This is a genomic window from Baekduia soli (assembly GCF_007970665.1).
Lineage (GTDB): Bacteria > Actinomycetota > Thermoleophilia > Solirubrobacterales > Solirubrobacteraceae > Baekduia > Baekduia soli.
In genome coordinates this window covers 4359833-4374170 of sequence record NZ_CP042430.1, presented here as the reverse complement: position 1 = coordinate 4374170, position 14338 = coordinate 4359833, and the positions used below count along the sequence as shown (strand labels likewise).

The 14338-nt window shown below is 77.6% G+C and carries 13 protein-coding genes; 8 read left to right on the top strand and 5 right to left on the bottom strand.

The annotated features are described in order from the left end of the window. Window positions 1-177 precede the first annotated feature (177 nt). Complete coding sequence (locus FSW04_RS21195) at window positions 178-957, top strand: universal stress protein (protein ID WP_187368979.1); 780 nt, start codon at window positions 178-180, stop codon at window positions 955-957. Here the strand turns inward: FSW04_RS21195 and FSW04_RS21190 are convergent. The 3 genes from FSW04_RS21190 to FSW04_RS21180 form a co-directional block, all read right to left on the bottom strand. Then, entirely contained in the window at window positions 935-2044 is a 1110-nt protein-coding gene (locus FSW04_RS21190; RefSeq protein ID WP_146922197.1) for an FAD-dependent oxidoreductase, read from the bottom strand. The genes FSW04_RS21195 and FSW04_RS21190 overlap by 23 nt on opposite strands. Beyond that, complete coding sequence (locus tag FSW04_RS21185; RefSeq protein WP_187368978.1) at window positions 2041-3303, bottom strand: NAD(P)/FAD-dependent oxidoreductase; 1263 nt, start codon at window positions 3301-3303, stop codon at window positions 2041-2043. The genes FSW04_RS21190 and FSW04_RS21185 overlap by 4 nt, the downstream gene beginning before the upstream one ends. Before the next feature lie 110 nt (window positions 3304-3413). Continuing rightward, the gene (locus FSW04_RS21180; RefSeq protein ID WP_146922195.1) at window positions 3414-4583 is read right to left on the bottom strand and encodes an FAD-dependent oxidoreductase; all 1170 of its coding nucleotides are present in this window, start codon (window positions 4581-4583) and stop codon (window positions 3414-3416) included. 167 nt (window positions 4584-4750) lie between these two features. On the opposite strand from FSW04_RS21180, the gene FSW04_RS21175 reads away from it, so the two are divergent. Further along, window positions 4751-6469 carry a GAF domain-containing sensor histidine kinase gene (locus FSW04_RS21175; protein WP_146922194.1) on the top strand — a complete coding sequence of 573 codons (1719 nt, stop codon included), beginning with the start codon at window positions 4751-4753 and terminating at the stop codon, window positions 6467-6469. Here the strand turns inward: FSW04_RS21175 and FSW04_RS21170 are convergent. Further along, on the bottom strand, window positions 6442-6813 hold the full coding sequence (locus FSW04_RS21170) for a hypothetical protein (protein WP_146922193.1): 372 nt from the start codon (window positions 6811-6813) through the stop codon (window positions 6442-6444). The two genes, FSW04_RS21175 and FSW04_RS21170, sit on opposite strands and share 28 nt — an antisense overlap. A gap of 173 nt (window positions 6814-6986) precedes the next feature. On the opposite strand from FSW04_RS21170, the gene FSW04_RS21165 reads away from it, so the two are divergent. Continuing rightward, window positions 6987-8876 (top strand): heavy metal translocating P-type ATPase, encoded by a 1890-nt coding sequence (locus FSW04_RS21165; protein ID WP_146922192.1) that lies wholly within the window; start codon window positions 6987-6989, stop codon window positions 8874-8876. Window positions 8877-8882: 6 nt separating this feature from the next. Here the strand turns inward: FSW04_RS21165 and FSW04_RS21160 are convergent, their stop codons facing one another. Beyond that, window positions 8883-9539: a response regulator transcription factor gene (locus FSW04_RS21160; RefSeq protein ID WP_146922191.1), complete on the bottom strand. Its 657-nt coding sequence runs from the start codon at window positions 9537-9539 to the stop codon at window positions 8883-8885. 102 nt (window positions 9540-9641) lie between these two features. On the opposite strand from FSW04_RS21160, the gene FSW04_RS21155 reads away from it, so the two are divergent. The 5 genes from FSW04_RS21155 to FSW04_RS21135 all read left to right on the top strand — a co-directional run bounded on the left by FSW04_RS21155 (window position 9642) and on the right by FSW04_RS21135 (window position 14173). Then, a complete protein-coding gene (locus FSW04_RS21155; RefSeq protein ID WP_146922190.1) occupies window positions 9642-10487 on the top strand; it encodes a universal stress protein in 846 nt (281 codons plus the stop codon). Further along, window positions 10484-11977: a bifunctional aminoglycoside phosphotransferase/ATP-binding protein gene (locus FSW04_RS21150; RefSeq protein WP_146922189.1), complete on the top strand. Its 1494-nt coding sequence runs from the start codon at window positions 10484-10486 to the stop codon at window positions 11975-11977. The genes FSW04_RS21155 and FSW04_RS21150 overlap by 4 nt, the downstream gene beginning before the upstream one ends. A 2-nt stretch (window positions 11978-11979) precedes the next feature. Next, entirely contained in the window at window positions 11980-12345 is a 366-nt protein-coding gene (locus FSW04_RS21145; RefSeq protein ID WP_146922188.1) for a hypothetical protein, read from the top strand. Next, on the top strand, window positions 12264-13124 hold the full coding sequence (locus FSW04_RS21140) for a CBS domain-containing protein (RefSeq protein ID WP_146922187.1): 861 nt from the start codon (window positions 12264-12266) through the stop codon (window positions 13122-13124). The genes FSW04_RS21145 and FSW04_RS21140 overlap by 82 nt, the downstream gene beginning before the upstream one ends. 125 nt (window positions 13125-13249) lie before the next feature. Further along, entirely contained in the window at window positions 13250-14173 is a 924-nt protein-coding gene (locus tag FSW04_RS21135; RefSeq protein WP_146922186.1) for a universal stress protein, read from the top strand. Window positions 14174-14338 lie beyond the last annotated feature (165 nt).

The following is a 14338-nucleotide window of genomic DNA, read 5'->3' as shown; positions in this document are numbered from 1 at the left end:
GGTCGTCACGCCGAACTGCAGGCGCGCGAGCTCCAGCGAGGTCATGGGCCGGATCCTGGTGACCCCCCGGTCGACCTCCATCCGCCCGCCGCCCGATCGGCGGTCCGTACTTCGCCGCAGGGCACGTGGTCCTGTGGGCGGATGCCGCACGACGACCGGGCTGCGACGCTGGCGTCCATGAGCCCGGCCGAGCATCCCGCCGTCACGCCCGAGCATCCCGTCGTCGCCTGCTGGGGCGGCGCCGACAGCTCCGGCGCCGTCCAGCTCGGCGCGCTGCTGGCGTCGCGCCTGGGTCAGCCGCTGGAGCTCGTGGGCGCCTACCGCTACGAGCCGCTGGCGCTGAGCGCCCGTGTCACCCTGCCCGCCGAGGACGAGGCCCGCTTCGAGGCCGCGCGCGCCGGGGTCGCCCGGGCGCGGCGGCTCGTCGACGCGAGCCTCGACGTGCGCGAGCGCGTGGTGCCCGCGGAGGGGATCGCGCGTGCGGTCGTCGACGCGGCGCGCGAGACCGACGCCTGCCTGCTCGTCCTGGGCCGCGACCTCAGCGGCACCGTGACGCGCGACGTCATCCAGCACGCGACCTGCCCCGTGGCGGTGTCGCCGCTCAGCGTCCCGCTGCCCGGCGAGGACGAGCTGCGCCGCATCGCCGTCGCGTTCGACGGCTCGCCGCCCGCGCGCTACGCGCTCATCGCCGCCGAGCACCTGGCCCGCGCCACGGGCGGCAGCGTGCACCAGCAGAGCCTGGCGGGCGACGCCGGCGCGGCGCTCGTCGCCGCCAGCGAGGAGTTCGACGTGCTGCTCTGCGGCAGCCGCGGCCGCGGCCGCCTGGCCAGCACGGTGCTGGGCAGCGTCTCCTCCCAGCTCGTCCACGGCGCGCACTGCCCGGTCATCGTCATCCCGCGGGGCGTGCGCCGGAGCTCGAAGGCCCCGCTGGGCCTCACGACGGCGGCGGCGCACTGAGCGCCGAGAGCCGCGCCGCGAGCCGCGGCGCGGCGACCTTCAGCGCGGCGTCGGGGTCGGGCTCGCGCCCGAGCGGCAGCGGCAGCGGCACGACGTGCGGCGCGCCGTGCAGCGTGGCCCGCGGCACGGCGCGCGTCGGCGCGGCCGCCCCGGCGCCCGGCTCCGGGGGCGCGGCGAGGTGGCGGGCGGTGGCCTCGGCCTGCTGGGCCGCGAGGCTGCCGAGCTTGACCGGGCCGTCGGTGGCGTCGCCGACGGCGTAGACGTCGGGCGTGCCGTTCACGCGCCCGACGGCGTCGACGCGCAGGAAGCCGTCGGCCGGGAAGCCGACGCCGGCGATGCGCCGCGGGCGCAGCCGCGGCAGCGCGGCGACGCGGTCGACGGTCAGCGTGCGCCGGCCCGGGTGGACGATGACCACCGGCGGCGGCCCGGGGAGCACCTCGGCCGACGCGCGCGGCAGGACCGCGATGCCGTCGGCCTCCAGGCGCTGCGCCAGGGTGCGCGCGGCGTCCTCGCCGAAGATCGACAGCGGCCGCGGCTCGGGGGCCACGACGGTGATCTCGGGACGGCGGCCCACGGCCGCGCCGTGGTCGGCGAGCTTGAGGGCCAGCTCGTAGGCGGGCAGCGACCAGTGCCGCCCCGGCGGGATGACGATCCCGACGTGGGTGGCGGTCCCGTCGGCGACCTCGGCGGCCAGGGCGCGCAGGCCTTCGACGGACCGCGGCTCGACGCTGAGCACGCCGGGCGCGAACGCGACCGCGGCGGCGCCGATCGCGATGACGAGCCGGTCGTAGCCGATCATGGCGCCGGAGGCCGTGCGCAGCACGTGCCGGGAGGGATCGACGAGCGCCAGCGCCTCGTGGACGAGCGCGACGCGCGTGCCCTGCAGGATCGCGGCCAGCGGCCGGCGGGCGCGCTCGCCGTGCTCGAAGACCTCGGCGATCGTCATCGCCTGCTCGACGTAGACGTCCTCCGGCTCCAGCAGCGTGATGCGCACATCCGGGCCGGCGAGCTCGTCGAGCGCGAGCACGAGCTCGAGGCCGGCGACGCCGCCCCCGGCCACGACGATGGTCTGCGGAGCAGCCGTCATGGCCGGACCGGGGGCTCGGTGCCGAGGAGCTCGAGGTGGCGGGGCACGGGCATCTGCGGCGCGTCGAGCGGCACCTCGATCGGCCGGCCGTGGGCGGGCGGGTGTGCGAGGCCGGCCGCCCCGTCGTCGCGGGCCTGGAGGTAGGGGGCCAGCCAGCGCCCCGCGATCTTGGCCGGCGGCCACCACAGCGCGTGCCCGGCCATCTCGGCCGGCGGGGCGCCCGAGCGCAGCTCGTGGCGGACGTAGACGGGCGCGTCGCCGGTCAGCAGCCGGCCGCGCAGGACGGGGCGGTAGGGCTGCGGGTCCTCCAGCGCGCCGGCGCGGAACGCCAGGTGCTCGACGACGGCGTCGGCCTGCTGGGCCGACAGGCCACCCTGCTTGACGGGGCGCGCCGTGCAGTCGCCGGCGGCGTAGACGCCCGGCGCCCCCTCGACGCGCCCGTGGGCGTCGACGGGCAGGAAGCCGCCGGGCCCCGCGGGCAGGCCGTCGATCGCCGGGGCGCGCAGCTCGGGCAGCGCGACGACCTGGTCGACGTCGAACGGCTCGTGACCCGCGCCGCAGACCACGCGGATGCGCCGGCCCTCCTGCAGCTCGGCGGTCGCACCGCAGACCAGGCGCACGCCGGCGCCGCGCAGGCGGTCGGCGACGGCCTGCGAGGGCTCGGGGCCCAGGAGGTCCAGCGGGCCCGCCTCGGCGGTGACCACGGTGATCTCGAGCTCGTCCATGCCGCGGTCGCGGCCGTGGGCGGCGAGCAGCAGCGCCAGCTCGTAGGCCGGCAGGACCCAGTGGGGCCCGTCGGAGATGACGATGGCCACGCGCCGCGTCGTGCCCGCATCGACCTCGGCGAGCAGGCCCTCGAGCATCGCGGGCCGCGGGTCGAGCATCATCGCGCGGCCCAGCGGCAGGTGGGGCACGGCGCCCACGGCGACCACGAGCGCGTCGTAGACGTAGCGCTCGCCGTCGCGCGTCAGCACGGTGTGGGCGCCGACGTCGACCGCCTCGGCCACGCCGTGCAGCACGGCCGCGCCGCAGTCGGCGGCGATGCGGGCGATGGGGTGGTGGGTGGCGGCCCCGGCGCCGAACGGCTCGCCGATGGCCAGTGGCCGGTACCAGAACTCCTCGGCGTCGGTGAGCAGGGCGAGGTCGACCGCGGCCCCCAGCAGGTCACGCAGGCCCAGCAGGCACTCGATGCCGGCGACGCCGCCGCCGAGGACGAGGACGTGCCGGGCGGGGCCGGGCGCAGACGGGGGTGCGGGCATGCGTGCCAGCCTGCCGGTCGCGGGTGCGGCGCGCATCGGGGCGCTGCCGCGGGCCGCTGCGGGAAACCCCGGTGGGGCGACCCCGGTCGGGGACCCCCGGTGGCGCCGCCTCAGCCCGCGGGCGCGGTGGGCGCGGCGGCCTCGTCGGCGTCCAGCCGCGCCAGGTGCGGGCCCAGCCAGCGCGAGGCGATCTTGCTCGGCGGCCACCACAGCGGCTCGGCCGACAGCTCCGAGGTGCCGTCGACGTCGCGCAGCTCGGCGCGCAGGAAGCGGGGGCCCTGGCGGGTGATGAGCAGGCCTCGCAGCACGGGCTCGAGGGCCTGAGGAGCGACGTCGGCGCCGGCCCGGGCGGCGATGTGGGCCGCCACGACGCCGGCCTGCTGGGCGGCCAGGCCGCCCTGCTTGATCGGGAAGTCGGTGCTGTCGCCCGCGGCGTAGACGTCGGGCAGGCCGCGGACGGCGCCGAAGCCGTCGACGGGGACGAAGCCGTGCTCGTCGGAGGGCACGCCGGGCAGCCGCGGGCCGGTCAGCAGGGGCAGGCTGACGATGCGGTCCGCGGCGCGCCAGCCGCCGCCGACGCGCAGCGAGGTCGACGTGACGATGTCCGGGTGCACGCCGCAGCGGACCCCGATGCGCTCGGCCTCCAGGAGGTCGGTCACCGCGGCGCTCACCGTCGCGCCGAAGACGTCCAGCGGCATCGGCTCGGGCGTGAAGATCGTGACGGTCACCTCGTCGGGATGGCAGCGCTCGCCCCAGGCCGCCGTCAGCATGGCCAGCTCGTAGGCCGGCAGCGTCCACGTCACGCCGTCGGGCACGACGACCGCCACGTGCGGCGCCAAGCCGTCTGTGAGGTCCGCGAGGACCTCGTCGAAGTCCTCGGGGGAGACCTGGCGCTCGAAGGTCACGCCGTGCTCGAAGGCCGCGTACGGGTTGGCCCCGGCGGCCAGGACGAGGGCGTCGTAGCCGATCGTGGTGCCGTGGGCCGTGCGCACGTGGTGGGCCTGGCCGTCGACCTCGACGACGCGGTCCATGACGAGCTCGACGCCGAGCTCGGTGCAGAGCTCGGCGAGGCGGTAGTGGCGCGCGGGGCCCAGGCCGAAGGGCTCGCCGACGAGCATCGGGCGGTAGACGAACTCGTCGGTGGCCGAGACGAGCACGGGCACGACGAGTCCGGGAGCGAGGTCCTGCAGGGCCAGGACGGTCTCCAGGGCGCCGACGCCGCCGCCGACGACCGCCACCTTCAGCGGCTGGTGGCTCACCGGATGGACGCGGTCGGTCATGGGAGGACCGTGCCAGTGAGGTTCACCGGGGTCATCCGTGTGCGGCCGCGACACGCCTGCGGGAATGTGCGGTGGTGAGCGCGGCGCCCCCGTGACACAAAGGACGTCAGCTGACGGACAGTGGACGTTTGCGCGACAGCACCCGGTATCGTCGGTCCCGTCCCCGCATGGACGTCCCCACCCTCACCCGCCTCATCGACGTGGGCCGCGGCCTGCTCTCCGAGCTCGAGCTCGACACCGTGCTCGAGCGCATGCTCGACGTCGCCTGCGAGGTCACCGGCGCGCAGTTCGCCGCCGTCGGCGTGCTCGACTCCCGCCGCGAGCGGCTCGCGCGCTTCCTCACGCGCGGCATCCCCGCCGGGCATCGGGCCGCGATCGGCGAGCTGCCCAGCGGCCGCGGCGTCCTCGGCCTGCTGATCAAGGACCCCCGGCCGCTGCGCATGGACGACGTCGGCGCACACGCCCAGTCCTACGGCTTCCCGCTCAACCACCCGCCCATGGGCAGCTTCCTGGGCGTGCCGATCATCATCCGCGGCGAGGCGTGGGGCAACCTGTACCTGACCGACAAGCAGGGCGGCGGCGGGTTCACGGCCGACGACGAGCAGGCCATGGTCGTCCTCGCCGACTGGGCGGCCATCGCCGTCGACAACGCCCGCCTGTACCAGGACGTCGCCTCGCGCCGCGACGGGCTCGAGCGCACCGTCCGGGCGCTGGAGACCACGACCGAGATCGCGAGCGCGATCGCCGGCGAGGTCGAGCTCGACCGCATCCTGGAGCTGCTGACCAAGCGCGGCCGCGCGCTCGTCGACGCCCGGACGATCGTCGTCGTGCTGCCCGCGGCCGACGCGCTGGAGGTCGCCGCCGCCGCCGGCGAGGTGCCCGACGGCCTGCTCGCGCCCACGTCGGACCACGGCCGCTCCGTGCTGGAGGGCATCATGCGCTCGCGCCGCCCCGGCCGCCTGACCGACCTGCACCGCCAGGCCGGCAAGCTGTTCTCGGCCGACCTGCAGGCCAAGGCGGGGCTCATGGTGCCGATGCTGCACCGCGGGCAGCCGCTCGGCGTGCTCGCCGCGTTCGACCGCCTCGACGACGGCCCGGAGTTCAGCACCGACGACGAGCGCCTGCTCCAGGCCTTCGCGGCCTCCGCGGCGACCGCCGTGGCCACCGCCCAGAGCGTCGCCTCGCTCTCGCTGGAGCGCAGCATCCGCGCCTCGGAGGCCGAGCGCACGCGCTGGGCGCGCGAGCTGCACGACGAGACGCTGCAGGAGCTCGGCGGCCTGCGGGTCCTGCTTTCGGCCGCCCGCCGCAGCGCCGACCCGGTGCGCGTGGACGAGGCGCTGGGTCAGGCCATCGAGCTGGTCACGGGCGGCATCGCCAACCTGCGCGCGCTGATCGCCGACCTGCGTCCCGCCGCCCTGGACGAGATCGGCACGGGCGCTGCGCTCGCCGGCCTGGCCGAGCGGGTCCGGGCCATCAGCGGGCTGGCCATCGACCTCGTCGTCGACCTGGACTTCGAGGAGGGCCGCGCCGCGACGCGCCACGATCCCGACCTGGAGGAGACCGTCTACCGGACCGTGCAGGAGGCGCTGACCAACGCGGTCAAGCACGCCCAGGCCACGCGGGTCGCGGTCACGGTGACCGAGACCGACGGCACGCTGACGATCGCGGTGACCGATGACGGCCGGGGCTTCGACCCCGGCGAGAGCGCCGACGGGTTCGGGCTCGTCGGCATGCGCGAGCGCATCGCGCTGGCCCACGGGTCCCTCGACCTGCGCTCGGCCCCGGGGGCCGGCGCGGTCCTCGAGGCGCGCCTGCCCGTGCGGCGCCGCGAGGCGGGCGGGGTCTCCGTCCGCGAGGCTCAGGCGCCCGTGGCCGGCGCCGGCTGACCCTCGCCGCGCAGGATCCGCGGGAGGTCCTCCCCGGCGCGGTCCCACAGCACGTAGTGACGGGCGCCGCGGGCCCGGGCGGCGGCGCCCGCGGCCGGATGGCGCTCGAGGCCGAGCACCACGAGCGCGCACTCGGCCGGCAGCGGGCCGAGGCGGCCGCCGAGCAGCAGCGCGTCGTGCAGGATGAGGAAGCGGGCGCCGAGGTCGCGCGCCAGGCGGCCGGCCTCCGCGGCGTGCGAGGCCTCGCCGGCCAGCTGCAGCACGGGCTGCGAGCCGTCCTCGTTCTCGTTCTCGACGAGCATGCGCAGCGCCAGCCGGCCGGCGGCGCTCGCGTGGGCCGTCACGATCGGGATGGGATCATGCTCCGCTGGGGGACCGGGACACACCTGCCCACGCTAGGGCCGCGCCGGGCCGCGCCCATCGGGGGCGGCCCGGCCGCGGCCGCGGCGAACTACGGATCGCGCGTGGGTGCGCCGAGGGGATGGCACGCGGGCGCGGCTCGCGTACCGTGGGCGCCATGAACGACACGGCGCGGGGCCCGGGCGCAGGTGCCGGCCCGGCGTGGCGCGCCGAGCGCGGGTTCGCCGTGCTGGCCGCGTTCGCGCTGGCCGCCATCGTCGCCGGCCTCGTGCTGCACGCCGGCGACCATCGCCATGCCGCGCAGCTCGTGTGGGGCGCCACCGTCGTCGCGGTGGGTCTGCCGCTGGTGGTGTCGGTGGCCGCGACGCTGGCGCACGGGCGGATGGGCGTCGACGTCATCGCCCTCGTCGCCATGGCCGGCGCCCTGGCTCTGGGCGAGACGCTGGCCGGCGCCGTGGTCGGCCTCATGCTGGCCGGCGGCAACGCGCTGGAGGCCGTCGCGGGCCGGCGCGCCCGCCGCGAGCTGTCGGCGCTGCTGGCCCGCGCGCCGGCCGTCGCACACCGCCGCACCGGCGACCGCCTCGAAGAGGTGCCCGTCGACGCGCTGCAGATCGGCGACGTCGTCGTCGTGCGCACGGGCGAGATCGTCGCCGTCGACGGGATCCTGGTCTCGCACGCGGCCGTGCTGGACGAGTCGGCGCTGACCGGCGAGTCGCTGCCCGCGACGATCGCCCAGGGCGGGATGGTGCGCAGCGGCACGGCCAACGCCGGCTCGCCGTTCGACCTGCGGGCCTCGCGGCCGGCGGCCGCGAGCGCCTACGCCGCGATCGTGCGCCTCGTCCGCGACGCGCAGGCCGACCGGGCGCCGTTCGTGCGCCTCGCCGACCGCTACGCGGCGCTGCTGCTGCCGGTCACGCTGCTGGCCGCCGGCGGCGCCTGGGCGCTCAGCGGGGACGCCCACCGCGCGCTGGCCGTCATCGTCGTCGCGACGCCGTGCCCGCTCATCCTCGCCGCGCCGATCGCGCTGGTGTGCGGCGTCTCGCGCGCCGCACGCGGCGGCATCATCGTCAAGGGCGCCGGGGTCATCGAGCGCCTGGGGCGCATCCGCAGCGTGCTGCTGGACAAGACGGGGACGCTCACGCTCGGAACGCCGCAGATCGAGCGCATCGAGGTGCTCGACGGCCTGCCCGAGGCCGAGGTCCTGCGCGCCGCCGCCTCGCTGGACCAGCTGTCCACGCACGTCCTGGCCGAGGCGCTGGTGCGCGAGGCCCACGGCCGCGCCCTGGAGCTCGCGTTCCCCGAGGACGTCCACGAGGAGCCGGGGGAGGGCATCGAGGGCGTCGTGGGCGGCCGCAGGGTCTGCGTCGGCAGCCCCGACTGGGTGCGCCGCCGCGGCGACGGCGCCCTGCTCGCGCCGTCGGCCGGGCCCGACCGCGCGGGGGAGTTGGGGCTCGCCAAGATCGCCGTCGGCGTCGACGGGCGCGCCGCGGGCGTCATCGTCATGGCCGACCGGCTGCGCCCCGACGCCGCCGGGCTCATCACCGAGCTGCGCCACGGCGGGGTCGCGCACGTCGCGATGGTCTCCGGCGACCGCGCCGCGGTCGCCGAGAGCGTGGGCGAGAGCCTCGGCCTGGACCGCGTGTGGTCCGAGCGGTCCCCCCAGGACAAGCTCGAGGTCGTCCGCGCCGTGCGGGCCCAGCCGGGCCTGTCGCCGGTCCTCATGGTCGGCGACGGCGTCAACGACGCGCCGGCGCTGGCGATCGCCGACGTCGGGATCGCGATGGGCACGCTCGGAGCCACGGCGTCCTCGGACGCCGCCGACGCGGTGATCACCGTGCCGAGCATCGCCGCGGTCGCCGAGGCGCTGCGCATCGGCCGGCGGTCGCTGGGCATCGCGACCCAGAGCGTGCTGGCCGGCATGGCGCTGAGCTTCGTCGCCATGGGTTGCGCCGCCGCCGGGCTCATCCCGCCCGTCGCCGGCGCCCTCCTGCAGGAGGGCATCGACGTGGCGGTCATCCTCAACGCCCTGCGCGCGCTGCGCGCCTGAGGCGGCTCAGCCCTCGTCGAGCAGCCCGCGGTCCAGCGCGTAGCGGACGAGCTCGGCGCGGGTCGTGCGCCGCAGCTTCTGCTGGATGTGGGCCCGATGGGACTCCACCGTGCGCACGGAGAGGAAGAGCTGCTGGCCGATGTCGCCGTTGGTGTGGCCCAGCGCGATGAGCCGCAGGACCTCCACCTCGCGCTCGGTGAGGTCGTCGGGCGGTCCGGCCGGCTCGGGCGGGGCGGCGGCGATCTGCGCGCCCAGGCGCGGGTTGAGGTACACCTCGCCGGCGGCCGCCCGCCGCACCGCCTCGACGAGCTCGGCGTCGGCGGCCTCCTTCAGCACGTAGCCCTTGGCCCCGGCGCCCAGCGCGGTGCGGGCGAACTGCGGGTCCTCCTGCATGGTGAGGATGACGACGCGCGTCTGGGGCAGGTCGGCGGAGAGGGCGGGCAGCACGTCCAGGCTCGAGGTCGTCTGCCTCCCCGGCATGTTGAGGTCGAGCACGAGCACGGTCGGGCGGTGGGCCTTGGCCAGGCGCACGGCGTCGTCGACCGTCGCGGCCTCGGCCAGGACTCGGAAGCCCTCCTCGGCGTCGAGCAGCATACGCAGGCCGCTCCGCACGACGCCGTGGTCATCGGCCAGGACGATGGTGATCTCGTCGTCGTCGGTCACGACGCCATCCTAGTGCGCGGCCGGGACCGTCCGTGGTTGTCCGCAGCCGGCGGGCGGCCGCGCCCGGATGGCGGGCACGCCGCCGCCTGGCACGGTCAGGGCATGACCGAGCCCGTCGTCGTCGCCGTCTCCGAGGCCCGCACCGCCCACGATGCCGTCACGCTCGGCGTCACGATGGCGCGCCTGCTGGATGCGCCGCTCGTCCTGGCCGCCGTGGCGGTCACGCCGCCCGCGCCGGCCGCCACCGTCGTGCCCGGCTGGTCGCCCGCGATCACCGATGCGGCCGACCACGTCGATCGCCTGCACGGTGAGCTGGACCGACTGGCCGCCACGCTGCCCGCCGACGTGCGCCCAGGCGTCCGCGTGCTCGCCGCGCCGACGGCCGTCGCGGGCCTGTGGGAGGCGTGCGACCTCGAGCATGCCGGCCTGCTCGTGCTCGGCGAGAGCCATCTCGGCCCGGTGCTGCGGACGCTGCGCGGCGACGTCGCCCTCGGCGCGGTGCGCCACGGCGGCTGCGCGGTGCTGGTCGCCCGACCCGCCGGCGACGGGCTCGCGGTGGGCCCGCCGAAGACGATCGGCGTCGCGTGGGACCGCTCGCCCGAGGCCGCCGAGGCGCTGGCGGTGGCCACCGACCTCGCCGTGCGCGCCGGCGCGCTGCTGCGGATCCTGTACGTCGCGCCGATGATCGGCGCGGGCGACCACGAGCTCGCCGTCGTCACGGCCGCTGCGGCCGAGCGGGTGCCCGCGCAGGAGGTCCTCATGGCGGGCGATCCGGGGCAGCGGCTCATCGAGGCCGGCGACGACCTCGACCTGCTCGTGGCCGGGTCGCGGCGCACCGGCCCGCTCAGCCGGGTGGCCCTCGGCAGCGTCGGCGCCGCGCTGACCCACCATGCGCGCTGCCCCGTGCTCGTCGTGCCGCGCGGCGCGCGCGTGCCGGCCGCGGCATGACCGGTCCGCAGACCGCCGCCGGACCGCCCGCCGACCTCGAGCGCCTGCCCGGCGTGGAGATCCGCGAGACCCACGCCTCCCGCGTCTACCTCTACGGCGACCGGGCCTACAAGCTCCGCAAGCCCGTGCGGTTCCCGTTCCTGGACCAGTCCACGCCGCAGGCCCGGCGGGCGCTCGCGCTCGAGGAGGTCCGGCTCAATCAGCAGCTGGCGCCGGGCACCTACCTCGGGGTGCGGCCGGTCGACCGGCCCGACGGCGAGGACGTCGTCGTCGAGATGCGGCGCTTCGACGAGGCCGACACGCTCGCGTGCCGGGTGGCCGACGGGCGCGTGGCGCCCGGCACCCTGCGCGACCTCGGCGCGCGGCTGGCCCGCTTCCACGCGGGCTGCGCGCGCACGGGGACCGGCGGGGTCCGCGCCGCGCTCGGACGGGTGCAGGCCAACGCCGCCGAGCTCGCCGAGCTGCTGGGCCCCGACCTGACCGCCGCCGAGCTCTGGGCCGTCGCGCGGCCGCTGGAGGCCTTCGCCCTGCGCCGCGCCGCGACGCTGCAGGGCCGCGCCGTCGCCGGTGCCTGGCGGGAGGGCCACGGCGACCTGCGCGCCGACCACGTCGTCGTCGACGCCGGCGGGCTGCGGATCGTCGACCGCCTCGAGTTCGACGTGTCGCTGCGCACCGACGACGTGGGCTGCGACCTCGCGTTCCTGCTCATGGACCTCGAGTCGCGCGGCGCGGGCGAGGCGGCCGCCGAGGTGCTCGACGCCTACCGCGGCGCCGGCGGCGACCCGGGCGACGACGCGCTCGTGGCGTTCTGGTCGGCCTACCGCGCGACCGTGTCGGCCAAGGTCGCGCTCCTGCGCGCCCGCCAGCCCGGGGGCGAGGCCGCGCGTGAGCGCGCCGTCGCGCTCGTCGCGCTCGCGCGACGGCTGGCCTGGCGCACGCGGACGGCGCGCATCGTCGTCGTCTGCGGCCCGCCCGCCGCGGGCAAGTCCACGCTGGCCGCCGAGCTCGGCCGCCGGCGCGGCGTGCCCGTGCTGTCCTCCGACGTCGTGCGCAAGGCCGCCGGCGGCCTGGCCGCGACGCAGCGGGCGCCCGCGGAGGCCTACTCGGCCGCCGCCTCGCTGCACGTCTACGAGGAGCTCGGCGCCCGGGCCGCCGCGGCCCTGGCCTTCCACGGCGGCGCGGTCGTCGACGCGACGATGGGCGCCGCCGCCTCCCGCGCCGCCTTCGCCGACGCGTTGCGCGGCGCGGGCCCCGTCGTCTTCGCGCAGTGCAGCGTCCCGGCCGCCGAGGCCGACCGGCGCGCACGCGCACGGCTGGGCGACGCGGCGCGGGTCTCGGACGCCGGGCCCCAGATCGCGGCGGCGCTGCGCGAGCGCTGGGAGCCGCTGGACGAGGTCGGCGCCTCCGCGCACGTCGTGCTGCGCGCCGACCGCCCGGCGGGGGCGACCGCCGACGAGCTCGAGCGCCGCCTGGACGGCGGCGGGGCCTGACGATGGCCGGCCGGCGCTCGACCCTGCGGATCGGCACCCTGGCCGGCGTGCCGATCGGCGTGCAGCCCCTGTGGCTGGCGATCGTCGCGCTCATCACGTTCTCGCTCGGCCACGACTGGTTCCCGCAGGCCGACCACAGCCTGAGCACGACGGCCGCCTACGCGCTCGGCCTGGCCAGTGCGCTCGGCCTGTTCGCGGGCATCCTGGCCACGAGCTCGGCCACGCCGTCGTCGCGCGGCGCCGCGGACTGCAGGTCGACGAGATCGACCTGTGGCTGCTGGGTGGCGTGTCGCGCATCCACGGCGAGCCGAACGCGCCCGGCGACGAGCTGCGCTTCGCGCTGGCCGGCCCGGCGGTCACCGCCGTGATCCTCGTCGGCCTCGTGCCGCTGCGCCTGGCGCTGGGCGGCGTGCTGCCCGCCTGGGCGACGGCGCTGCTGGACTACCAGATCTACGTCACCGCGGCCATCCTGGTGTTCAACCTGCTGCCGGCGTTCCCGCTGGACGGCGGCCGCGTGCTGCGGGCGCTGCTGTGGCGGCGCAGCGGCGACCGGGAGGCCGCGACGGCGCGCGCGGCCGCGACCGGGCGCGCGTTCGGCTTCGCGCTCATCGCCCTCGGCGTCCTGGCCTTCCTGGAGGGCTCGCCGGGCGGCCTGTGGTTCGCGCTGGTGGGCGGCTTCGTCGTGGTGGCCGCCGCGGCCGAGCAGCAGGGAGCCCAGACCCAGCACGCGCTGGGCGGCTACACCGTCGGCGACCTCATGACCCCCGACCCGGCGACGGTCGGCGCCGCCTGGACGCTGCAGGACGCCGCGACGGCCGGGTTCGGGCGCCACCTCTACTCGGCGTTTCCCGTCGTCGACGACCGGGGCCGCGCCGTCGGGCTGCTGTCGCTGGCCGACCTGCGCGCGGTGCCCGCCGGCCGGCGGTCCGCCGCCCGCGTCGACGAGGTCATGGCGCGCGATCCCGAGCTGCTCGTCGAGCCCGGCCTGCCCGCCATCGAGCTGCTCGGGCGCCCTGCGTTCGCGGCCCGCGGGCGCGCGGTGGTGCTCGGCCCCGACGGGTCGCCGGCCGGTCTGATCTCGGTCACCGACCTCGAGCGCCGGCTGCGCGCCGACGCCCTGCTGGAGCCCGCGGTCCGCGGGCGCTGAGGGCTGCGGGCCCGCGTTCCGTAGTCCGCCCCCGGGGCTCTGCGGACGCTGCCGGACGGCAGCGCGCCGCCCTGGGCGTACCGTCGGGCGAGTCAGCATCAGCGGTCCCCAACGGAGGGCGAGACGTGTTCAGCAAGATCATGGTCGGAGTGGACGAGACCCCGCAGTCGCGCGACGCCGCGGCCCTGGGCGAGGCCCTGTGCCGTGCCACCGACGCCGACCTCCTGCTCGTCGCGGCCTACCAGGACCCGCTGCTGCCGTTCCCGCTGACGTTCGCCCGCGACGTCCATCGCGCCCGCGACGCCCGCGCCACGCTGGCCACCGCGCGCTCGACCTGGGCGCCCAGCGGCCACACGCTGGCCGTCCCCGACTTCTCCCCGGCACGCGCCCTGCGCCGCGTGGCCCGCGACGAGCACGTCGACCTGCTCGTGCTGGGCTCGGCCCGCGACACCGAGCCGGGCCGCGTCCACGCCGGCCGCACGGGCCGCCAGGTGCTGCACGACGCCGCCGGCGCCGTGGTGCTCGCCGTCGCCGGCCGCCGCGAGCACGAGCCGCGGCTGACCCGCATCGTCGTCGGTGTCGACGAGTCGCCCGAGTCCGCCGACGCCTTCGAGACCGCTCGCGCCCTGGCGCGCGGCGCCGGCGGCGAGCTCGTCGCGGTGGGCGTCGTGGACGACCGCCTGCCCGTCGACTCCGTGCCGTTCGGCGAGATCGTCGAGCTGTCGCGCTGGGACGAGATCATCGCCGAGCGCCGCGCCCACGTCGAGGCGCTGCTCGAGGAGCGCATCGGGGCCGACGAGCGCGTGACCCGCGACGTCCGCGTCGGCGATCCCGTCGGCGAGCTGGCCGAGGCCGCCCGCGGCGCCGACCTCCTCGTCGTCGGCTCGCGCCGCTGGGGCGCGCTGGACCGCGTCGTGATCGGCAGCACCGCCGAGGAGCTCTGCCGCCGGGGACCGTGCTCGGTGATGGTCGTGCCGCGCCCGGCCCATGGGTCGCCCGAGGACGAGCGCCACGCGGTCGGCTCCTCGGGGCGCGCCGGCGGGCGCTGACGGCGCACCGCGCCGCCCGGATGGCGCGGTCGTGGGGTCATCCCCAGGTTCGCGCCACGCGTAGGCGCGGCCGCCGCGCTCACGCGTGGCGGACCGGTGCCCCTCGCACGCGGCCGCCGACGTCCTGACCCGAGAGCAGCAGGTCGATGTGCAGCCGCAGCGCCC

What these genes read in the sequence shown, in the direction of transcription:
- FSW04_RS21195 (WP_187368979.1), top strand. Translation starts at nt 178, where the DNA reads ATGAGCCCGGCCGAGCATCCCGCCGTCACGCCCGAGCATCCCGTCGTC.
- FSW04_RS21190 (WP_146922197.1), bottom strand. Translation starts at nt 2,044, where the DNA reads ATGACGGCTGCTCCGCAGACCATCGTCGTGGCCGGGGGCGGCGTCGCC.
- FSW04_RS21185 (WP_187368978.1), bottom strand. Translation starts at nt 3,303, where the DNA reads ATGCCCGCACCCCCGTCTGCGCCCGGCCCCGCCCGGCACGTCCTCGTC.
- FSW04_RS21180 (WP_146922195.1), bottom strand. Translation starts at nt 4,583, where the DNA reads ATGACCGACCGCGTCCATCCGGTGAGCCACCAGCCGCTGAAGGTGGCG.
- FSW04_RS21175 (WP_146922194.1), top strand. Translation starts at nt 4,751, where the DNA reads ATGGACGTCCCCACCCTCACCCGCCTCATCGACGTGGGCCGCGGCCTG.
- FSW04_RS21165 (WP_146922192.1), top strand. Translation starts at nt 6,987, where the DNA reads ATGAACGACACGGCGCGGGGCCCGGGCGCAGGTGCCGGCCCGGCGTGG.
- FSW04_RS21155 (WP_146922190.1), top strand. Translation starts at nt 9,642, where the DNA reads ATGACCGAGCCCGTCGTCGTCGCCGTCTCCGAGGCCCGCACCGCCCAC.
- FSW04_RS21150 (WP_146922189.1), top strand. Translation starts at nt 10,484, where the DNA reads ATGACCGGTCCGCAGACCGCCGCCGGACCGCCCGCCGACCTCGAGCGC.
- FSW04_RS21145 (WP_146922188.1), top strand. Translation starts at nt 11,980, where the DNA reads ATGGCCGGCCGGCGCTCGACCCTGCGGATCGGCACCCTGGCCGGCGTG.